18 protein-coding genes and 1 tRNA gene are annotated in these 22,364 nt (G+C 45.4%); 9 read left to right on the top strand and 10 right to left on the bottom strand.

The features are described from left to right. Positions 1–44: 44 nt before the first annotated feature. Positions 45–1,823, bottom strand: coding sequence for a hypothetical protein (locus IPJ71_03180; GenBank protein MBK7842689.1), 1,779 nt, complete (start codon positions 1,821–1,823; stop codon positions 45–47). Between the two features lie 20 nt (positions 1,824–1,843). Then, positions 1,844–3,049: an enoyl-CoA hydratase/isomerase family protein gene (locus IPJ71_03185; GenBank protein ID MBK7842690.1), complete on the bottom strand. Its 1,206-nt coding sequence runs from the start codon at positions 3,047–3,049 to the stop codon at positions 1,844–1,846. Positions 3,050–3,294: 245 nt separating this feature from the next. Here IPJ71_03185 and IPJ71_03190 point away from each other — a divergent pair, with 245 nt between their 5' ends. Further along, positions 3,295–4,038, top strand: coding sequence for a tetratricopeptide repeat protein (locus IPJ71_03190; GenBank protein MBK7842691.1), 744 nt, complete (start codon positions 3,295–3,297; stop codon positions 4,036–4,038). 65 nt (positions 4,039–4,103) lie between these two features. On the opposite strand, the gene IPJ71_03195 is transcribed toward IPJ71_03190, so the two are convergent. Continuing rightward, positions 4,104–5,081: a hypothetical protein gene (locus IPJ71_03195; GenBank protein ID MBK7842692.1), complete on the bottom strand. Its 978-nt coding sequence runs from the start codon at positions 5,079–5,081 to the stop codon at positions 4,104–4,106. A 157-nt stretch (positions 5,082–5,238) separates the two neighbouring features. Between IPJ71_03195 and IPJ71_03200 the strand changes: the two genes are divergently transcribed. Both IPJ71_03200 and IPJ71_03205 read left to right on the top strand, forming a co-directional pair. Next, on the top strand, positions 5,239–5,859 hold the full coding sequence (locus tag IPJ71_03200) for a hypothetical protein (GenBank protein MBK7842693.1): 621 nt from the start codon (positions 5,239–5,241) through the stop codon (positions 5,857–5,859). Then, a complete protein-coding gene (locus IPJ71_03205; GenBank protein ID MBK7842694.1) occupies positions 5,859–6,494 on the top strand; it encodes an NAAT family transporter in 636 nt (211 codons plus the stop codon). Before IPJ71_03200 ends, IPJ71_03205 begins: the two co-directional genes overlap by 1 nt. A 21-nt stretch (positions 6,495–6,515) precedes the next feature. Here IPJ71_03205 and IPJ71_03210 read toward each other — a convergent pair whose 3' ends face one another. From IPJ71_03210 to IPJ71_03230, 5 genes are all read right to left on the bottom strand, one after another. Next, entirely contained in the window at positions 6,516–8,852 is a 2,337-nt protein-coding gene (locus tag IPJ71_03210; protein MBK7842695.1) for a DUF5110 domain-containing protein, read from the bottom strand. Between the two features lie 389 nt (positions 8,853–9,241). Next, the gene (locus IPJ71_03215) at positions 9,242–10,465 is read right to left on the bottom strand and encodes a hypothetical protein (GenBank protein MBK7842696.1); all 1,224 of its coding nucleotides are present in this window, start codon (positions 10,463–10,465) and stop codon (positions 9,242–9,244) included. A 325-nt stretch (positions 10,466–10,790) separates the two neighbouring features. Beyond that, entirely contained in the window at positions 10,791–12,245 is a 1,455-nt protein-coding gene (locus IPJ71_03220) for a hypothetical protein (protein ID MBK7842697.1), read from the bottom strand. 149 nt (positions 12,246–12,394) lie between these two features. Continuing rightward, positions 12,395–13,150, bottom strand: coding sequence for a hypothetical protein (locus IPJ71_03225; protein MBK7842698.1), 756 nt, complete (start codon positions 13,148–13,150; stop codon positions 12,395–12,397). Positions 13,151–13,158: 8 nt separating this feature from the next. Then, positions 13,159–15,573, bottom strand: a complete 2,415-nt coding sequence (locus tag IPJ71_03230; protein MBK7842699.1) for a hypothetical protein — start codon at positions 15,571–15,573, stop codon at positions 13,159–13,161. Positions 15,574–16,080: 507 nt separating this feature from the next. Between IPJ71_03230 and IPJ71_03235 the strand changes: the two genes are divergently transcribed. Then, positions 16,081–17,241 carry a VWA domain-containing protein gene (locus IPJ71_03235; GenBank protein MBK7842700.1) on the top strand — a complete coding sequence of 387 codons (1,161 nt, stop codon included), beginning with the start codon at positions 16,081–16,083 and terminating at the stop codon, positions 17,239–17,241. A gap of 119 nt (positions 17,242–17,360) precedes the next feature. Continuing rightward, entirely contained in the window at positions 17,361–18,113 is a 753-nt protein-coding gene (locus IPJ71_03240) for a sulfite exporter TauE/SafE family protein (GenBank protein ID MBK7842701.1), read from the top strand. Positions 18,114–18,157: 44 nt separating this feature from the next. Here IPJ71_03240 and IPJ71_03245 read toward each other — a convergent pair. Continuing rightward, a tRNA-Leu gene (locus IPJ71_03245) sits at positions 18,158–18,244 on the bottom strand. A gap of 189 nt (positions 18,245–18,433) precedes the next feature. Here IPJ71_03245 and IPJ71_03250 point away from each other — a divergent pair. From IPJ71_03250 to IPJ71_03265, 4 genes are all read left to right on the top strand, one after another. After that, positions 18,434–20,368, top strand: coding sequence for a serine/threonine-protein phosphatase (locus IPJ71_03250; protein ID MBK7842702.1), 1,935 nt, complete (start codon positions 18,434–18,436; stop codon positions 20,366–20,368). Between the two features lie 130 nt (positions 20,369–20,498). Further along, positions 20,499–20,999, top strand: a complete 501-nt coding sequence (locus IPJ71_03255) for a hypothetical protein (protein MBK7842703.1) — start codon at positions 20,499–20,501, stop codon at positions 20,997–20,999. Beyond that, on the top strand, positions 20,993–21,367 hold the full coding sequence (locus tag IPJ71_03260; GenBank protein ID MBK7842704.1) for a hypothetical protein: 375 nt from the start codon (positions 20,993–20,995) through the stop codon (positions 21,365–21,367). Before IPJ71_03255 ends, IPJ71_03260 begins: the two co-directional genes overlap by 7 nt. Continuing rightward, the gene (locus IPJ71_03265) at positions 21,357–22,016 is read left to right on the top strand and encodes a matrixin family metalloprotease (GenBank protein MBK7842705.1); all 660 of its coding nucleotides are present in this window, start codon (positions 21,357–21,359) and stop codon (positions 22,014–22,016) included. Before IPJ71_03260 ends, IPJ71_03265 begins: the two co-directional genes overlap by 11 nt. A 10-nt stretch (positions 22,017–22,026) precedes the next feature. Here the strand turns inward: IPJ71_03265 and IPJ71_03270 are convergent, their stop codons facing one another. Then, a complete protein-coding gene (locus IPJ71_03270) occupies positions 22,027–22,350 on the bottom strand; it encodes a hypothetical protein (GenBank protein ID MBK7842706.1) in 324 nt (107 codons plus the stop codon). Positions 22,351–22,364: the final 14 nt, after the last annotated feature.

Raw genomic sequence — 22,364 nt, forward strand, 5'->3', positions numbered from 1 at the left:
GGATGAGGTGGGTGAGTTGGGTGATTTGGGTGATATGAAGACGGCTAAGGGGAAGCTCCATTCCCCCTTATTGCGGGCGCGGCTCTTGAACCCGAGAAAACTTCCACCATGCAAATATCGTTAATGCCGTTTGCATGCAAGGAAGCCCCCAATGAGTCTCGATCCACATACAAACGATCGAGTTGTTGATTTCGACCGATTTTGCCGCCTGGCCTCGTCGAAGTTATCACTCCAGCGGGTGACCCTCCAAAATTTAATCGGAATTGAGCAGAGATTCCTTTTGGTGATACTCCTTGCTGACTTCGATTTTTTACCAAACCCACACAAGCGACGAGATTCTCTTTTAATTGAGTCCAAAGCCGGTGGTAATAGTCAGTTTCGGCCCTGGACTTAGTGTTAAAACTCGCAATTTGTCGCCTTAAAAACTCCAAGCGAGAATTGACGAGATTTTGGTCAAATTTTGATTTGCAAATCAGGTCTTGAGCTTCCTCAAAGGACAAAACAGGGCTCGGCTCTTCAGATCCTGGAAAAGCCGCATCAAAGTCAAGCGCGTGAGGCCTGCACTTACCCTTACCATATTGTGACACTCCCTCATCTCTCAATGCATGTTTCTCAAGCGTTTCACCTCTGCCGGGTCTGGCTGCTGAGGGACGAGCACCGTCACCATCCGCAACTTCTGGAATAGTTTCGTCTGGCAGCTCTTCATCAGAAGGCGCATCGTCATCGGACTCTCCGTCTTCTCCAGTGTCACGAGCGACCGCCCTTCTTGTTGGTCCACCTGCTGAACGGGTCCTAGCGCCACGCCTTTCTGCAAGTCTATCTCGTCGCTCCACAGTAGCTTTTCCTGCCTTGGCTGCGCCTCTCACTGCGTCCGTCTTCGCGACCGCTGGGCTCTTCGAGACAGCAGGAGGACCACTCTTCGGCTCTTTGACAGCCACAGACTGCGGCAAGAGAGCGTTCAACTCCCGAAGTCTTTTGCTCAAACTTTTACAGTAGGGAGGAGCGTCGGTTCTATTGCAAGGAGCTGTTGATTCTTTAAAAGTCTCATTGAATTTCTTCCAATCCGAAGCGCTTTGCTTTATTTCCTCAGCCACAATCTGGTTGGATTTAGTTCTTTCAAAACAATTCAATGTCGCCTTATTTCTGACCTCCATATTTTCTACGGACACGCAAACTCCATTTCCGAAAAGAAGGGGGTTACACTGAACTGAGTTCTTACTGGCGTCACCTTCGCAAGCTTTGGGCCTTTGACAATATCCCTTGCTATCGGTTGTACTGATCCATCCCGCATAAATACACGACTGAGGTGTGATGGGGGCCTTTGCTGCTGGTGTCTTCTCTGGCGCCGAGTTTATTGGTGGTGGTTTAACAGCGGCTGGCACCGCGGCAGGCGAAGGGGCCGTGGCCGGGGTAGAAGCAGGAGCGGCCGCAGATAGACCTGGAGGGTTCGTCTTCGCCCAAACGCTCTCAGCAACAAGAATTGAAAATGCTCGATCCAAGAATTTTAACTGTTCGCTCGTATTTCCCGCAACCAATTCGGGGTGATGAGCCGCCTGCGATTTCTCCCAGTCGACCAGCATGAGTTTGATCCCGGTGAGGTAAAGTCCTAAGTCCTCTTTTGACAAACTCATCAATTGCTCGTATTCCATCAACTGCAAAGAGTTTCCAGGTGAACTTACTTGAGACCCTTTTGTTAACGGTCCACCTGAGGATACCCCGCTGGGAATTGAGAAAGACAAAATTAAAATAGCAACCGCGGCTCGATTCCATTTTTTCAAATTCCCCAGCTCCATGATCCCTCCGACTGATTTACCAATTCCCATTCATTTGAATGAGAATAAAACTAACTCCTTGGCCGACAACGACGACCCAACCGCGCCCGCAAGTCGTGTGGACTAAAGGGAGCGAGGAGCCGAGTCAACTCCTCTATCGGAACGCTTTCTTTCTGACTGAAACGCCATTTAGGACTCTGATCCTTGTCTATCAAGACCGATCGAACACCCTCCCGAAAGTCTGGTTCCAAACTCAGACGAATAGCGAGAGACCACTCCAAATCAAACACTTCCGAAAGACTGAGATTTCGGCACCGCTTCAGGTGAGACCAAATAATTCTGGCGACAAGACCTGAAGCATTTAATAATTGGTCTCTTCCTTTTTGATTCTGACTGTTCTCGAATTGATAGGCAGATAGAAACTCAAAACCCTGATCATATTCCTCAATTTGATCCAGCAGGCACCCCACTTTCCGCAATTCCAAAATCTGGGCCTGGCTCTCTGTCTGAATGTGGTTCATCTGAATGTGGTTCATAGAAGCCGAGTTTGAAGAAACAGAGTTCAGAGAGGCTGATACAACTTGAAAAAAATCTTCCCCAGATTTTTGCCCTTTAGGATTTTTGGCATCACTCGAAATGGCTCCCAAAATATCGAACACTGAAGATTTATCTTCGGCCTTCACAAGACCATTTGCCAGGCCGAGTGCCACAGCAAGCTCTCCATTGATACGCGTGCCTGTAAGGCCCAAGAAAAGCCCCACGCCTGGCTCCAGTTGATTTAAAAAATACCCCGCGCCGACATCAGGAAAAAATCCAATGCCGACTTCAGGCATGGCCCATGTGCTAACCGAAGTTGTTAACCGGTGGCTGCAGCCACTTGCCACCCCGATACCACCTCCCATCGTGATTCCTGAAGCCCAACACACCACGGGCTTCGAATAACAGTGAAGATAATAATCCAAACCATACTCAGTCGTGAAAAATTTTTTTCCGAAATCAAGAGATCCATTTCGAGATTCCATCACGATCGATTTTACGTCTCCTCCCGCGCAAAAAGCTCGATCTAAACTTGATTCTATCCACACCAGCGATATCTGAGGGTCACTCTCCCAACTTTCAAGCACCTCCCTCATTTCCGATAGCATCTCAGTCGTCAGTGCGTTAAGCGCTTGGGGACGCTCTAAAGTGAGACGAGCAATCGAGTTGCTCCCAAATGACACTTCTTCTGTTTTGATGTTCATTTCTAAGTCTCCAAATCCCAATTTTAAACGTTCCATCTCAATGCAAATATTCTTAATAATAATAAAGGATGTTCAATAGATAGCCAGTGCAAAGAAGTTCGTCTTTCGAATATCCTCGAATCCCCGTTAAAGGCCCGCTGAAGTGGCACAGATTGTGGATTCTTTAGCAGTCAAAGGCTAATTAATAATGGGGATCAAAAAGGACTGCATTTTAATTTTCTGCTGTGAAATATCATTGGCAAAAGGCACAGCAGATTCTTTTTGATACAAGGGGGACAAAATTGACAAATTTTATCAATTGCCAGGCCTGCGGGAAAACTATTCCGCCAGAAAGAATTTTTTCAACAATGATCGTTTGCAGCTGCGGATGGACTGATTCTCCTCAGACAGAATCATTTGAAAAAGAACGCTTTCGTAAAACCAATTTCACAATTATCGGTGGCGCTGTTCTAATTTTGGCGGTCTTTTTCCATATTGTGCATTGGGACAATTATTCACTCGCGATCATTCCACTCAAGATCAAGGAGTTAACAGGTACGGCGAGCCCCAAAGATCACCTCAATCTCATTGAAATTTGCACAAGTAGACACAAATATGACTGCTTGAAAGGTGCCTACAAGGGCCTCTATCGTTCAAACAAGGACATCTCCTTGCTCGCCAAACTTGGGCAGATAGAGAAATCAACTGGCGATCTTCAATCGGCCTCAGATACACTTGGGGATTATGCTAAATTGGGAGGCAAGGACAAAGCAGCCCTCGCTAGCTACGCCGAAGTATTGAATCAAACAGGCAGGACAGAGGAAGCTCTTAAGATCTACAAAAGGATACTTGCGGGTACTCCTGGGACCCTTCAAATTTCGTTGGCGCGCAGTTATGTTTCTTTGCTCATTGAGAACAAGAAGTATGCTCAGGCGCGCAAAACACTGGAATTCTACAGGAAAAAGGCCACCATCAATGGATATTTCATGGAAAAAGAGTATCAAGCCCTCAACAAGAAGTTGCGCTCAAGCGAAAACAAAAGCTAAAAAAAAAACGAGAACCTTCGCTGCAGGTTCTCGTTTTTCGTCCAAGTTTTTTTAGATTTCTCTAATTAAAACACATTGATATTGGCACTCAGAGCCACGTTCGTGAGGTCTGATCTAAGATTTCCAGGCAAAAACTGAACGTTTGGATAAAGATAAATGTCCCGGGTGATCGAAATGCCCAATCCCACTGATTGATAAACCGTGTTCTTGGAAAAAGACCAGGCGGTATTTGCTCCTCGATAATGTTCATAAACCTGAATTCCCGAGATCGTGCGAAAATTAAAAGTATCATTAAAAACATATTCTAACATGGGATAGAGTCCAAAATTATAGTCTGAACTGTTGGCCTTTGCCTCTTCGGTAAACTTATCAAAAACGCCTGCTCCTGCAGCCAAAAGAACTCCCACACTGAGTCCAGTCGTTCCAATATCCTTTACAAAGATCTGTTGCACACCCAAATCCGCAACGTAGCCAACTTCCCGCGAAGAGGCCGTTGTGTAACCAGTTGCCGTTACCGTAGTAACAGACTGAACTCCTGCCAATTTATCTAAGTAGGTGTAAGACAAATAGGGATTATTTACGTCGTTTCGCTCTAGCTCCTCACCTTTAGCATTTTTAACTTTCGTCGCACCAAGAGACTCATGAAATGGCGCCAACATCCTAACTCCGACTCCGGCGCTCAAAGACGATTGCTCACCCACTCGATACTTCCCAGATACATCACCGGTAATTCCTGATACGGCAACTGTATTGGCCTCACCCGTGATATTTGGACGAATTTTGCTCCCTGGCTTTTCAACTGACCCACCCTTGTAATTAAACATCGTAGAGAGAGAAACTTTTGATTTAGAACCAGTTTCCGCGCGGAGCTTTTTGTTTGTGATCAATTGATCAACATCTTTCTGACCTTCGTCCCCTTTAACATCTTCCAATTTCGCCTTGGTCTCAGAAGACTCCTGAGCACGAGACAAGGTACCGTAGGATAAACTCGATACTAAGGCCAATCCCAATAACAGGCTGACCGTTCCTTCTTCCTTTTTCATTTCTTTTTCCCTTCGTTCGCTCGCTTTTGCTCACCAAAAGAAGCTCTTAAAGTTATTTTGGCTAAATCCCACCAAAGCCCCTACTTTGAGAGAATCTAGGCCATCGTCCGGCAGATAATGCAATGCGCCCGAGAACCTGTCAAATACAAATAGGAGTGTGCCGCAAATCAGATGGTCTTGTGAGATTGAGCTACCGTTGAGCGACTTCCACGATTACACTCAAGCCATGGATATTTCTTCACTTTATTGGCGAAAATGCAGCTCCTGTAAGCTTGATATCGGTTATCAAAAGACCCACTACAAGTGCAATGTTTCAACCTGTAACCGCAATCGAACGGGGCTCGTGTTCTGCTCCATCCCCTGTTTTGAGCGCCATCTCCCCTCTGCAAGACACCGTGATGCTTATGCAATTGAGGAAAAATCCCCGAGCTTTGATCAGTGGAAAAAGGAACTGGAAGCAGCTGACTCGGCCCCCTCAGCATCGGCACCAGCATCAGCACCGGCCGTGGCAAAAGGTCCAATGCCCGTGGCGAACCCTAGAATCTTTTTAGTGCGTAAAAATCCACCGGTCCCTGCCGCAAATAAAGTACGTGAAACGGAAGTTCTCGTTGTGGCTTCAAAGGTAAAGGACTACATTCGGCGACGTTCAGAAATGAACACCTCCGGAGAAGTCCTGCAGGTTCTCTCGGATCAGATCCGTTCACTGTGTGACAAGGCAATGGACTCAGCCCGTGCAGACGGAAGAAAGACCGTCATGGAGAGAGATTTTAAGAAATAATGAAGGATATCCTCACCTACTTTCTTTATACCTACATGAGTATCTTTACCATTGTGAACCCACTGGGTACCTTGCCCGTTTACGCTGCCTTCACTGATTCAGTCAAACGGGACCAAGCTGTTCGTGTGGCCAGGACAGCTTCCTTTGTCGCCTTCGTTTTAATGATTCTCTTTGCGCTGACGGGCCAATTTCTGTTTAATTTTTTCAGCATATCTATAGATGGTTTGAGAGTGGTCGGCGGCATCCTTCTTTTTCTTACCGGTTACGACATGCTTCAAGGAAAGAATTCTCGAACGAAAATTCTCTCCAAAGCAGAACGATTAGAAATCGAGGAATTTGCAATCACCCCTCTCGCCATTCCTATGATTTGCGGGCCGGGAGCCATCACGGTCGTGATTGTTTTGATTCAAGAAGCCAACAGTCTTGTTCAAAAGTCAATTTTGTTCAGCAACATCGCGCTGGTTTGTTTTGCCAACTTTCTGTTTCTTATTGGCTCAAAGCGGATCTTGAGCCTCCTCGGAAATAGCGGGAACAAGGTCTTCTTTCGCCTGATGGGCCTCATCATTATGATGATTGCCGTAGAATATTTCTTCCGAGGCCTCACTCCCTACGTTCAAAAAATAATCAGAGGCTGATGATCCTTGATCGCCCCCAGATTATTCGGCATAGCTCACCCTCAATTCCTTTGGAATCTCATCATCTGTTCGCGGAACATAAACCGTAACGGGACCTTTTCCAACTGGTTGAACCCATGACCCAGAACCCCCGGGATTTTTTTGGTTTGACTTAGCCAATAAGTTTCCGTTCCAGAAAATGCCCGTCACGGGGCGGTGGCTGATGACTTGCACTTTCCATTCTCTCCCATTTGATACTCCGGCATAAGTGCCTTCGCTCGATCCGATCAGCACAACATAATCACTACCGACAAAGCGGTGAGAGACTTTGGTTTTCTTAATGGCTCCAGCCAGATAGGCAGTTGTCTCTCCATCATCTTCACGAAGAATGAACTCTCCTCCATTCTTCGATGGATAAATCCTCAACTCCTCGGCTCCACCGGAGTTCTTTCCCAGGTGTCGAACTGCTTCTCCCATCATGGGAAGTACAGCCCCCTCCCTCACATAAAGTGGAAGCTGAAATTTTCCGGTTTTCCAAAACGGATGAGCCGACACCCACTCTCCTCGACTGACAATCGGACTATTCTCGTAAAACTCATACCAGGTTCCCTTAGGTAAGTAGATTTTCCGAACTGTCTCGACATAGGAGGCTGTAATTCCCATCATCAAACTGGGGCCAATCATTTTCTGATGAGCCATACCACGAGCCAAAGGATCATTTTGAAAATGATAGAAGACTGGAGGAAAAATAGCCTCTCCATTTTCATGAGCCGCATGGGCCAAGGAATAGTAGTAGGGTGCCAATTGATAACGTAATTTTATATTGGCACGATTGCTCTCTTCGTGACCCAAGCGATCAGGAGCAGTTTCTTTGCAGTTGCAAGTGTTCTCAACGTGGGGCCGTACAGGAATATCGAGGAGCGAGGAGTTGGCAAACCACTGAGTGTAAAGGATATTGAGATCGCCATCGAGCCCTCCTCGATGAAAGCCGCCTATATCTGAACCATAAAAATCAAATCCAGAAAGTGACATGTGCATTTGTGCACGGAGGTGTGAGGCGAGGCTGGGCATATTTGATCCAATATCCGCAGACCACATTCCAACACCAAATCTCTGGGATCCGGGTCCACCTGATCGACTCAGGATAAAGGGCCGGCGCTCCGGATGAAACTTCGAGTACCCCTCAACAATTCCCTGGTGCCAAGAAAAAGAGAAATAATTGTGAATTGATGCATGACTGTGTAACCCCAATTCAGGCCATCCGCTGTACCACGACCAAGGCTGAAACATTTCTGGCTCACCCAGGTCCGTCCAATGCCCTTGAACCCCCATATCGACCAATGCTTTGCGCTTCGATTCAGCCCAGTAACTTCGAGCAGTTGGGTTTGTCCAATCAATCATGCCACCCTTGCCCCACCAAGGATTCGTATCATTGTAAGTAGGCCCACAATTAAAACAGTCTTTGGCCAAGAGGCCTCGACTCGCCAAGTCCTGGTGTTCTTGAAGTCCCTTTCCAACATAAGACTCCTCAATCAAAATCAGTCCGAGATGTTCATTTTTATTAAGCTCCGCTATTTTTTTTGCAGGCTGCGGAAATCGATTCTCATCCCACTGAAGCCTCCCCATAGGGGTGTGATCAGAATGAGACTGAACGCCCCCGAACCACTGCAAGTCCATCACAAAACCATCGACAGGAAAGTTTTTAGCTTTTAAAGATTGAAGCTTTGACTCTAATTCTTGCCAATTGTCGTAACCATATTCAGAAACCCAGAGACCAAACATCTTTCGCGGTGGAACCGGTGGCCGACCCGTCAAAGCTATGTAATCGCTCCGCCAATCTTTTAGATTGGGACCCGTAAAAAAGAAGCCGCTCAGGTTCTCAGTCAGGTTCTCAGAAGCTGTCGAAACGCTCCAAGGCTGGCTCTGAAAATCAAATGAAAGCTTTGCGAGACTATCAAAATACAAGCCGTAACCGAGATATCCATCACCCATCGCGTAGAGAACAGGGATTTGCGTGTCTCCAACCGCTCCTCCTATAAACTCCTTCATAAAATTACCATAGGGACCCGGCGACACCCTTTTTCTCCCAACCCAATCATCCCCTAATCCGCCATCTTTTCTTGGGTCATCAAGCTGCTGACCCAATCCAAAAACTTGTTTCATTCCAAGTGGGTCGATCTTTATCTGCACACCGGAGCCTGCATTCTTCGCAACGCAGAGATTGGTCAGTGGTTTTTGGTGATTTTTTTTATCTTCAACATTTATGCACGGCTGATCATTGCTGACCGTAATCATGAGCTCACTTGTCTCGATCACTTGTTCTCCCTGAGCGTTTGAACGCCGAACGAACGTCTGAGAGGAGTTGCGACGCTCACTCAAAACAGAAGGGCTTGTCCAAATGGGAGAATCTGGGGTTTTGCGGACCCAAATCTAAAATGAAAGAGATCTTCCTGCCATATTTCGATTTGAACATACTGATTGCTGCGATAAAAATTAAATAAGAGAGTTTCTGGCGAGCCTTGGGCCGCACAGACTGGTAAAAAGTAACACAGCCAACAAAGCCGCAAGCACTTCCCGTGCTAACTTGAATATCATACTCTCCCCCTTTTTTTTGACATCCCCTTAAAATTCATAACCCAATACCTGGCGAGATGACCATGAAAAAGGCTTTGTTGCTCTGTGCACAATCCTTTGGAGATCAAAATATTATGTAACCTAGAGGATTAGATGTTTGTCGTTGGGAAAGCAGGAACAACAATGAATTCAAACTACTCGCCAATTGCCGTGCGAAATTCCCTTGCTCGCCTTCTCAGTGCCGACTGTGGGTGCTCTTTGGAAGCGATGCCTCCCACTGTGTTGAGTCCTTTGTCATACTCAACAAGGACTAACTCTAACATTAACTTTGCGTCTGACTTTTTAAATAGCTTGTACAAATCCGCCATTTCAACAGAAAGCTGGTTGCTCACCAATTCCAACTCACCAATAGCCCCTGAGTAGGCTTTATCTGTGTAGGCCCTCAGTTTTTGAAGACTCGTATAATCCGGATAATCTCCCTCACTATCCGGGAATTTGTTTTCTATAAGCGGAATCAGGCGAGCAAAAATCAATTTGTAAAACCACTGACCCACGGTATATTTTGTCCCAAAATGGACATCAAAAGATTCAGTGAATGGACTCGTAAATTCGACTCCCAAGTGTGATCTCAAGATTCGAAAAAACGAGTTGTTTTCAGATTCTGAAGTAGAATCGTCTAAAAATAGAAGCGGAGTGAATCCTGAAAAGTTGTCCCGACTCCTCGCTTGTGTTTGAAATAGCAAAGCAATCAATGCCTCCCTGTAACGAGGCACACTCAGTAACGGGTATCCTTTTAGATCAAAATTAAATTCCCGAACAAAATCTGCAAAGCGGATAAGAGCGCCAATCCTGGCATTAATCGGTCCCAATTGATCTCGGGTCCAAAGTACATCAAGCGCATGATGAGAACTATCATGAATGATTTCCTTGGGTGAAAAGGGAGTTTGGTCGTTGAAATAGAATTCACGAACGTATGTTTCCGAATAACTTAACTTGACCCCATCGGGGCTCACTGCAGGTTGAGTTTTTTCTACCCACCTCACCGGTATCTCTTCAAGTCCCTTCTTTTTTAAAAACAGGTTCATAGCAACTATTCGATTGTTAAATAGCAAGCTATTTGGTGCATACATGACGTCGTCACTGACAAGGCGAAATCCAAAAAATGCTGCCACCTTTGGACCCAGTGCCGAAATGATCCAGGTCGGATCGCTTTCAACTGCAAAGAAGTTGGGGCCTCCATGTCTCCGCCAAGTTTTACCTCCCTTACGAAGCAAAAAATAGCCTTCGCCGTCCTTTCCAACAATTATCTGCTGCGCCTCGACCGCCGGTACCCTAGGAAACCTCTTGAAATCTATATCCACTCTCGGAAGGCGAAAAGCAGGATCTTTTTTAGTGATCGGAGCGTCTAATACAGACAATAGCTCCTCCAATGTCTGGGGGTGCTTTAAAACACGACCTAGGTTCAACACTCGAGATATACAGGCCGATAAAACACTATTTGGGGACCTAGTGCCGCTATTTGTCGCACCCACGGCCGAACAGAATGAAAGAGAAGAAATTAACAGCAAAAAATAAGGCAGGTTTGATTCGAAAAACAGACATGATATTGAACTCTGCAATGTCTGGGCCGGTGTTATCTACTGCCTAGCTCACAAATTTTATAACTCGAACTTTAACCCTTGTTTAGCTCACAAATTTTGTCACTCGAACCTTATCCCTCATCCTAAATTTACTTTCTCCTCCTCATCGGCGTGCGAATGGTTTTCCCGTTACGTACTTGAACATCATCGCCTCCCCAGCGGGTAGGGAAACCTCAAGTCGATAGACATTGTTACCTACGGACTTGAGAGGAATTATTTCTTCGCGACCAAGCTTTGTATTTAGCCAAAGCAATTGATCCACTTTGGCGTAATTTGGATTAACAGAGAAATCTACTTCCACTCGACCGGATTTGATCGTTCCCAAAGGAAAGTCGGCGCTCGAATGTCGAGTGTTTTGAATCATCGTGTAGAGTTCTCCTCGGTCGTCGCGAAAATAACCAATCGACAAGTCAAGAAAGTATTCTTTGGAGGCGGGTCGAATGCTCTTAATGTAGGGGTCATCGCCTGCTCCGTAAGACCAAGCCTTGGTCCCACGAGGCTGAAAGAGCGAAGCCCTGTAACGAACATCAGTGCTTGTCAGCTGAGTGACTACGTTTCCGTACTCAACCAGTTCTCGGTTGATATTTGAAATCATAGCGTACATGGCTGTTTTCTTCGCAAGAAAATTGGCATTTTCCTCAAAAAGAATTGCATTTAACTCAGATTCCTTGGGAGATATTTGATAAAGAAACCAAGTAAATCCTGTGAACCCATAAAGAACCCCACCAAAAGCGTCCCAACGGGCATCGCTTTCGGTCATTCTATCTTTTGGTTGGTCTAAGTAAGATCTCAAGTACTTCCAATAGGGCCTATTGTATTTAAGACCCTCTTTGCGAATGCCCTCAAGAGGTTTGTAAGTTCTTTGTTGGCGTGAATACCAATCATAGCTGATCAGGTCCGCGTCCATTTTTCCGTAAAAATCCACCATTTCATTGTAATTCTTGTTACCAGAAATATTTCCAAAATTAACATAAAGCAAAGCATCGGGATCGTACTTTCGAACCCTGTTAATTGTGTCATTCATCTCGCGGAGATCATTCATCTCAGAAGGTTCATCGCCGATCTGAAAACCAATCCGACCCGGCAGCCCCGGAGGAAGCCCTCCCATGAATTTCCCATTTGACCAGCTATTTCCAAGCTGATTGACCCAGGAAACAAACGGGAGATTTGGACGATGCTTCCGCCACCCCTCTATTTCAAATGGCAAGCCTGTCTCCCAGGTGTGTACGGCGCTGGCCTTAAAAAGATCAAGATAATCATTCACGGCTTCGGCTGGCGGCTCTCCCATGCTCACATTGAGACCTGATAAAAACATCGGATGAGACCTGACCCATTTTAATCCTCTTGTCAAAACAGGAGGAGTGAAGGGTTTCGGATAGACCCCCGATTGAGGGTGTTCTTGTTGCTCAACAACAACATCTGTTTTCTGTGGAGTTTGTTCGTTCACGGATGACGCAGGCTGTGCCGGACTGCAAGACGCAAGAAAAAGAAAAAGTACGCTGCCAAGCCCAGTCGCTGTCGTTATCGCAAATCTATTTTTGTATGTACAAGCTTCCATCTTCCCACCCCCAAAACTTCTTTTCGGTGAAGAGAGAATGGAACCTTAAAAAATAATCATTGAGACTAACCGAACCTCGTGAAAATAAAACCGAATCTCAGATTATCAAAGACAGAATGACGCATCGATCACAGATATCTGTGATCATCTCATTGAGGATTGCCAACATAGTCAATGGCGCGTTTCACAATTTTTTTGTTTGTGTCGCTTGCCTGCGCCAAAAGTTCCCGACGAGACTCAGGAAAACTTAGAGCATACTGCATCGACAGCTCGACTTTATCGCCAGCGAGGGAAACCTTAAGATCCCGAGGCATATTCTCCTGAATAGTCTGAGCCAAAATAATCTGCCTTACTGTATTCTGGGATTCATACCTTGACGGATTTTGATCATAATGAAGAGACTCATTGAGAAATTCTACGGCAGCATATCGAAGAGCCTCGTCAGAAGAATCGAGAGATTCTCTTGATCCCTGCAAAAGAAAATCGCCCACAGCACGAATCCGTGCGGTATCACTCAAGAGCTCTTGATAAGCGGCCAATTCATGCTCATTGCGAAGCCAGTTCCTCTTCAAATCAAAGAATTGCTTGAGTGTGGGAGCCACTGAAACTGAGGATTGGGACAGAACTTCAGAAACTTGCTCCGGGTTCACGATTCTTTCTGATGAAAATGCGCTCGCCCTCTCCTGATCTCCCTTCTGTTCACCTGAAACTGAAGAGAGAGAAGTCGTGAAAGTCGAGGGAGCATCCAAGGAGCCCTGCTCAATTTTAGAACCCCAAATCCCAGGTCCAAAATTTGACTTTAGATTTGAAATTTTTAATCCATTTCGAAAATGATTATTGAGGAGTGTTCGACCCCCTGTCGCCGCAGCTAAGAGGATCGAACAAAAAACTATTATGTTACGCATTTTTGGGCTCATTTATTTTTCACCTTGGACTGAACACCATGAGGAAATAGATCCTCGACCAAAGCATGGCGCAGGACAACTCGCCCCACGTACTCATTGCCCTCGCTTTGGTAAAAGGCTGAACCGCTGATGAATCCCTGGGCCACAATCAAATTCTTATGAAGTTCATGTGACTGAGGATAGAGATTATAGACTTTGCCAAAAATTTCAAATTTGCGAACGGCCACAATAACATCAGGTCGTCCATTATAAAGAATGAGCTTATTGCCCACTTTAAGAGTCTGTGCATCTACCAATCGGCCATTCTCAGTTAACATGGGGTGACTCTCTGTGACCTGAATACGACCGCCGCTGGCAGTTCTAAATTCGAGTATGGCCTGAGCGGCTGGAGCTAAATCGACAATAAATCGATCAATTTTTTCTCCAACCAAACGTAAATCTTCAAGGAAGCTTTCGGGGTGAACGACCATCACGTCTTTCACTGAGGCTTCCATCGCAGAACGAATGCCCTGATACTTGTTTCCTCCAAAAAGGATGTTTTGACTTTCTGTGAAACAACCAGCCGTGCACAAGCCAAGTAACTTCACTCCGTCTGGAATATCGCAGGCAAACGAAGCATTCACTGGAGCTTTCCATGACTTCGTCACCTTATCATTTTTGATATAACCGAAAGATGGATAGTGATTTCGATGGGTATAGAGCTTTTCTCCTCCCATATCAAAGAAAAATTTAATTTCGGGATGGTCCTTGCACTTTCGAACCCAAGCTCTGCGTCCCTCTACTTCGGTAGCAAAAATAGAGTCCCCAGCACAACGACCTGAGACATTAAAAGGCCTGCAATTCTTGACTTCAGAACTTGAAATTATCTCTGACTTCACAAACTTGTCTTGGCCCTTTTGGCACAGATAGTGCTGACTTATTTTGCTTTTACGAACAATTTCTCCAATTTGATTTACAGGACAAGTCAGACTGTCGTTAGTTTCCTTGATCTCGCTCCAAGTCTCACCTTCGCTGTGACCACTCGGACAGAGCTGAACACAGGAATTTTCCTTATCGACCCAATTTCCAATAAATTCGCTGCTAGAGATTGCGCCAACTGTGCAAAGGAAAACGGTGGTTATCTGTCTTTCCTGAAGAATCTGTCCTCGATATCCCTGATGGCAATTCACAGTTTGTTGTTCGGACCTCACCTGAGACCATTTCTCTCCATCAACCCTTCCGCCTTCACACATTTTCTTGCAAGTATTGCCTACCTCAAACCACTCTCCAAGATCCACATGACGGTCAATGCTGCCATTGTCACAACTTAGACTTGTGACCATCTCTTTTCTGTATTCGACTTCACCCGAAAAGCCGACGGCACAATTTTCCTTTTTGGATTCGACATCAACCTGTCGCCATTTGTCTCCATGTTTGTGCCCATCGTCGCAATTTTTTCTGCAGGTATCCTGCAGAACTGTCCACTCCCCATAGTTTCCCTGAGTGTTCACCACTCCATCCATGCATGTAAGCGTCTCCATGTACATGCGTTCTCGAGTGATTTGCCCAGTGTAGTTGATTTCGCACTGTTTGACTTCGGATTGCTTGGTCGTCGAAGACCGCGATTGACCATGGGTCAGGCCCACCTGAGGGCAACTCCTGTGGCAGCTGTTGGCGACGAGGTCCCAATCCCCCACAACATAGGCTGTTCTCGAAACAGTCCCATTGAGACAAGTGTAAGTCTGTGTCGTCGTTTTCTTATAATCAATTTGACCCGTCTCATCTTCTTTACATGATTCAATCTTTGTCTCGTCAGTAGGTTCGCTCCATACTTCGTTGTGTTGGCGATTGCCGCATGCCTGACCTGCGGGAGGGCGTACCTGGCAACTGCTGTCATCAACCTTGTAAATGGTCCTTCCTGAAGCTCCTTCCGAATTCCACTTTCCATCCTGACACAACTCGCTCGTGCGAACCAAATAAGTCAGTTCGATAGCACCATTTGAATCCTCAGGGCATGGAAACAATGCGGTCTGAAAATCGAAAAGGTTACGCGCTTGACCGTTCTCATATTCGCCACACTTAGATTGAGTCCGCTGGCACTGAGCAGCTTGGATCAGACGGCCCCTAAACTCCCCCACTTCTATTACCTGACCCTCTTCACAAATATACATTTTCACGCGCTCATATGAATCGGAGTTTTCGGTTCCGTCCTCACAAGCCACTCTTACGGGAATACTTCCTTCTACGTAGGTCCAAGGAATTCCGCCGGGGATTCCCCTACAGGTATTTTGTTCAGGAGAAACACTGAAGAAAGCTAAACTCTGCGCCTTTTCAGAAGGCATATCAACCAAGGAAATCTCATCGGTGCAACCCTGCAGTCCAGCAATGACCAGCGTAAAAGCCATAAACATAAATAGGAATGTGAAATTATTGTGTTTGCGCATACTGAGTTCTCCATCTTTCAGCCAGTGGCTGTTATTGCAATTTCTTAAGCTTGTCCAAAACCAATCGCCTGAGGATGGCCCCAACCACAATCAATCGCCCGCACCAAAAAAATGACCACCCATAGCTCAATTTAAGAATTGAATGTTAGGACAACAGACAAGTTGCGTGATCGAAGATCATCCTTTCCCCGCATACACATAACAATCAAGGTGGCTTTAGCCTCGCAAAGATAGGATCAAAAAAATAGGGGCCCTTGAAAATAAAATCTTCAAACTCGCCACAACGATTCTCATTAACTCCCTGTTTTATTGATAGACATTGAGACTTCATTTCGAGACAGACAATGGTCACGATCAGAACACCAATAGTTTTTCATTTTTTCTGAAATTCGGTGACCGTCGACGGCATGTAATTTGCTTGTTGTTAACCTTCTAACTCGGAGTCGCCTAACACAGGCATGAAAAGTCTGTCAGACGACTCCACTTTATGGTGGGCGGATAAAACAAATGAGAAAAATATTCAAACTGTCTTCGATACTCGCTCTGATTTTCAATTTTGGGTGTTCGAAATCAGCCAAACAAGACTCTCATGATTCACCTGCCCCTGCCACCCTATCGCCAAAACAATCCGATAAAGATGAATCAAAAGCCGAGAACAAAGAACCCAAATCTCCCGATGAGGAGGCGGATAAGGCCCTTATAGAAATTGATAAGCCCCCTACAGAGACTGATAAGCCCCCTACAGAGACTGAAAAGGCTCCAAGTGATGTCAATTTGGTACCTGCAAATAATGAAACCGCAAACGACAAAACTGAAAACGACAAGGCCGAAAACGACAAAGCTGAAACGAAACAATTATACCCGCTACATCCATTTTCAATTCCGCAAGTTATTGAAGTCGCCACCCCGCAGCCGATTTCAAAGGTTCAGCCTGAAATCCCCGACCTGCGCCCGAAAGCAAAAAGGAATTCAAAAGATCAAATTTTAGTTCTTGATCCAAAACGTTCTGGAAATTCCGAATTTTCAACCTATGACGACTTCGTGTGGGATTTTCGTGGAGTTTTTGATGTCGAAGCTTTGGATTATCTTAAAAAACTTTCAATCCAAACGGGTGGTTTTGTTACATTTTCGCCAAGACCAAATTCCTTTGCAGACTCGGTTGATGCGGTTTTGGATATGATATTGAAAGACCCTGGAACATCAGGAAACGACGTCGTTTTGATTATCGACACAACAAACTCAATGGCCAATGACATTCGGGATTTAAAAGCAAAAAAGGACGAGATCCTCAAAAAACTAAAAGAAAAGTCGGATCACGTCGATCTCAAGTTAAGTTTGATTGCCTATCGTGACAAAAATAATAGTTACTTGGCAAAGATATTTAGAGATTTCACAAGTAGCACTCGGTCCTTTGGCGGGGCCATCGACGAATTGAACGCGGGCGAGGGCAATAAAGATATTCCTGAGGCCACCTTAGATGCGCTAGAACTTGCTGCCACTCAACTCTCTTGGCGTGCTGACTCGAAACATAGCGTGATATTGGCAAGCGATGCTCCCGGCTTTCCCGTTAGCTACTCGAATCAAACATTCGAACAGATTGTCGATATATGCGGCCAAGAAAAGCATCGCATAGCGATCTACTCAATTCTGGCCGGTAGCCTTGAATAAAAAAGCAATAAACTTGTGAAATCTGTCCGATCCAACCCAAACCAACCTCACCTGCCACGGGAGAACCTAGACAGATTGAGAATTTGACAATTGCCAATCTGCAAATATATCGTCTTTAGATGACTGATCATCTTATCTATTTCTTCATTGGCTTTATAGCTCAACTCTTTGATGGCGTTTTGGGTATGGGCTACGGAGTTGTTTCCTCAAGTCTGCTTTTGAGCACGGGGCTTACACCCTTGGCGACAAGCAGCACTGTTCATTTTTCCGAAATTTTCACGACCGGCATGTCGGCCTACTGGCACTCAAAATTTGGAAATGTCGACAAATCTCTTTTCAAGAAATTGGTCATTCCGGGCGCAATAGGTGGCATCGTAGGAGCTTATATTTTAACTCAAGTCCCAGGAGAGGGCCTATTGAAGGCCTTTGTTTCAATTTATCTTCTCGGCATGAGCATTCGAATTATTTTCAAGAGCCTCAACAAGTCCCTCCCGCTGTCTCCTATTAAAAGGATTGCCCCCTTAGGCCTTGCGGGAGGTTTTTTTGATGCAATTGGAGGAGGGGGATGGGGTCCCATAGTAACTGCGACCCTGCTCGGACGCGGGCACAAAACTCATATTGTCGTGGGTTCAGTCAATGCAGCCGAATTTGTTGTGACAATCTGCCAGGCGGCGACCTTCTTCGCAATGATAGGATTGGTTAATCTGAATATCACGATTTCTCTGGTTTTAGGAGGATCCCTCTCTGCGCCAGTGGGAGCCTTTCTTTGTCGAAAATATGCCTCAAAAAATACAGGACTCGCCATTGGTGGATTTAATTCAATTGTCAGTCTGCAAACACTGTTGAGGTCTATCCTTCGGTTGCTAGGCTAATGCTTTAAGGCTCAAAATTTGAGTCTATTTTCAACCGAAAAAACTGGTGCGGGTAAGAGGACTTGAACCTCCACGAGATTGCTCTCACTAGAACCTGAATCTAGCGCGTCTACCAATTCCGCCATACCCGCTCCCATCAAAGGAGGCAGTGCAGTGATAACATGACTGTGCCCAGACTTTCAACCAGTCTGATTCAAGGCAATTCGATTTTAGTGTTTTCAAATGATATCCAAACAATATTAGATTTTCTGACACTAAGTATTAGACCATGAGGCGCCGATAAATAGAAAGGTATCGAAGAAGGTTCCATCGGAGTCAAAATGTCTAGCCTGCTGGCGAAGCTAAATCCCCAAGCCGTGTCAACGCCTTTCGCAGTCGCTTTGATCATTGCAAAAAACGAAGAGTTCAATCGTTCTATCATGAAATATCTTTGGCAAAACGGAGTCGATGCACTTCTGACCTCATCTCTCATAGAGGGGCAGTCGATGATAATCCAACATTTGCCAGACTTTGTTTTTCTCCCCTACGACCATAGCGATTACCAACAAGTGGCGACCTTTGCCAAAAAATTTAGTCGTCTTAAAACAACTCACTTTATTGCCTATGCAGAAACAGAATTACCAACGGCTGTGGCAAGAATCACGCAATATCAAACAAAAAAATCTCTCCATCCACCAATAACAGGTGAATCATTTTTGAAAATTATCCGAGCAACTTCTAATCAAAGCGCTAATTGGTCAGATCTTCGTAGCCAAAAGATAGCACTTCTCAAAAATGTTGACATAAAAAAGACCATTGATGGCCAGACGATCAACAATGCCCTCTCCTACATTTCAAAAAAATTTCCGAAGCCAGATTCAAGCAAGCCCACACAAAGTCTAACATCTATTACCCGCCTCACCTGCTCCATCATTACAAGCGGCTTCTTTACGGGATATCTCGTTGGGGCCCTAGCTGGTGACTCAAAGGATGAAATGAATTTTGTCGATTTATCTGCTCAATGTTTTCGAGATTTCCTTAAGGAAAAGGGATTAAATTTAGGCGAAATGAAGCTACATCAAATAAGAATCCGAAAAACCAATTTTGCCAATTGGACGGCAGAAAAAACATCCACCAGGCAATTTGGAGTATACGGCAATCATGAAATTGGTGTTGCTATTTTTGAGGTTCCACCTGGTACTTTTGATCTAGTTGGCCCAATTGAAAAAGGAATGGCTCCCTTCGAAGTAGCCAAAATTGAAATAGATTCCCCAACTCCCGTAAATCTCCACCTGTATTCCGATACCCTTGCTCGATATACTACAATCCTAAAGAAGGGGCAAACGGTTACGATGGAGGAAAAATCAAAACTCGCAGAAAAGCAGATATCCTATTTGTATGTACATCAAGATGAGATTCCGGACCTTCAGTCAAACCGCCTCCAGTTACTCATTGACGAAAATATCGAGGACTTCAATTCAGAGTCCAAGGCAAAGGATTTGGCAAACAAAAATAGAATGGAAAAAGAGCTCGAAACAGCCAAGACCGTGCAAGATGCACTATTTCCAAAACCCACCCATGAAGATGATTTCGTCAAAATCAAAGGACACTACCGTACCTCGAGCGAATGCGGAGGAGACTGGTGGTATTACAGCATCGTGGGAGACAAGGTGTATTTGTTCATTGGAGATGCCACGGGTCACGGAGTACCCGCTGCTCTGGTGTGCAGCGCCGCCAAAGCTTCGGCGAGCCTTCTTGTTCACTTCCCAAATCTGACTTTGGATGGGCTGATGTCAATCCTCAATCATGCAATCTATGGAACCACGCAGGGAAAAATCCTTATGACTTTCTGCCTTGCTTGCATAGACCTGAAAACGGGCGAAATCACAATATGTAATGCAAGCCACGAAGCTCCTCTTGTTTTTCCGCTCAAAACGAACCTCAAAAAGTCGGATATTACTGCTCTCACTGCGGCTCCAGGACCTCGACTCGGAGAAAGTCTAAAGAGTCCTTACACCGTTGAGAAGTGGAAAATTGATCTCGCCGACCGCCTCTTTTTCTACACTGATGGCGTGACAGAACTTGAAAATGAAAAAGGCGAACAATGGAATGAGCAACGCATGACAAGATCACTCCTCAATGGCTTTCAAAAGGGACCAGGCATTGAGGCCGCATACGCTGGATTGAATTCCGACATAGAATCCTTTCGAAATGGCACCCCGTTTGTCGATGATGTGACCTACTTCATGGTGGAATATAAAAAAATCAAGAATTGATTTCAAGTGGCCATGCTAAAGTCCAGATGAGTCCAGCGATACTCAATGGCGATTCAAAAAGAAACTCAGCTCCCATATTGTGAGGAGATTTTCCCTACCCAACTGAATCTCCACATGGAAGACTGATACTGTGGCAGCATCAAAAGTTTTGTCATTTCTGTTCCTCTTTTCGATTTGCATCAAAGCTCAGGCTTCTCTTGAAGTTGGGGCTGGTTCGACATCGGCTACTGGCGGTCGAATTGTTCCCGCACTTGCACTAGGAGTCTCGAATTCGAGCTGGGGAGTTTTTGCTTCATCAACAGGAGTGGCAAACCAATATTACTTCCAATCGAATTATCAATTGTCATATTACTGGATTCACAACAGTGGCACCATGTGGGGAGGCGTCATTTCTCCTGGTTTTGGGCTAGGGACGATGTATACCCTTCGTTCCTTCAAAGATGAGGGCTCCACAGTTGAACTCAAATCTGATGATTTTGCCTTGGGGCCGGCGCTTCGATTGCACTGGATCTATTTTGATTCGATCTATATAGGTTTGGACGCTATGTGGGGAATTCGAAACATGGCAAATATCGTGGGGCTTGCCTATCAGGATTACGCCTGTCTTTCATTTGGAATGAAGCTATGGTGAAGTGGCCGCTACTCTTCGTTCTGCTCTTTTGCCCCATGGTGGTGCAGGCCAAACAGCGTGACTTTCACGCGCTGGCAGCTTTTTCAACGAATTTTTCCTTTCCGGGCAGCATCCGCGTAGGTTGGGGGGAATGGGAATTTGGAAGATTGACTCCATTTTCCTACGGTTTTGATAAACTCTTCGATTTAACAAATCACACTTACGTGAGCTTTGGCTTCGCTGTTTCTTCAAATGTGGGATTGTATGGAGGAGTTGGATTTTCTTATAGCTGGTATGGCTTTGGTATACGTGGCGAACTTACGACTGTCTTTGATGCATCTGGGTTTTCACAAGGCTTGGGAATTCTAGGGGTGACATATGGCTTCTAAGAGAGCCGTCTTTTTTCTGTCAATGTCCATTCTCTTTTGTGTCGGCTTTCGGCATTTCCCGAACGGAAACGCATGGCTCCTCGACAAATCAACCACCTCTGGATCAAAGCTCTTTGTCACCTATCCTTATGGCTCTCGATTGATTGAAAACGATTTACCACCTGACGATCCAGCTGCAGGCACCGCCACGATAACGATCGACAACGTGATGACCTCGATCTTCAATGACTATAACAACATTGCAGCCTCATACCTTATCCTCGCCAACGAAAATGACTTAGATTTTGCTGGAAACTCAACCAATCGAATGATCACAATTTCTGAGGCTGATCCCAACGGCGCCTTTTCGGGAGGCGATGCTCAGCAGTCCCGATCAGAGCCTCATGTCATTGGCTGCACGATCAGAATGAAACCTGAAATTTTCCAAAAGGCAAGGATCTTGGTTGCTAGCATCACGCATGAAATTGGCCACTGCTTGGGCCTTGATCACCCACAGGAGATAACCAGATCGGTGATGTCTTATTTTCATTCGCCAGATGATGTTCGCTTGCAAGCGGATGACATGATGGGTATTACATACTTATATCCTACGGTCCCCTCAAAGGCAACTGAGAGCGCGACTTTGGGCATGTCCTGCGCAAGAAAGTAGTGAAAGCTTATTATTTTCTGTTCACCTTCCTCAAAAAGCTGAGCAAAGCGATCATTGCTGGGACAATAATTGCTATGATTAGCCAATCAGTGAGTCGTAAAGGAACCAAGTGCAGAAACTTCAAATGATCTGAAATCTGAATCAATGCCACCGAAGATAAAACTGTCACAAAAGATAAAATGTTTGCGACGTGCGACCGAAAACACGGCAGATAGAAGGCTATGCCTGCGCTCCAAGATGTCAGAAGTGCCATTGCCATAGATCGAGCCTGCCCTGGGCTAGCAAAATTCGATACACGAGACAAAAAAATCCATCCCAAAATGAAAGCCAACACAATTCCAATAAAAC

The sequence above is a fragment of the Bdellovibrionales bacterium genome (genome assembly GCA_016714165.1).
Lineage (GTDB): Bacteria > Bdellovibrionota > Bdellovibrionia > Bdellovibrionales > UBA1609 > JADJVA01.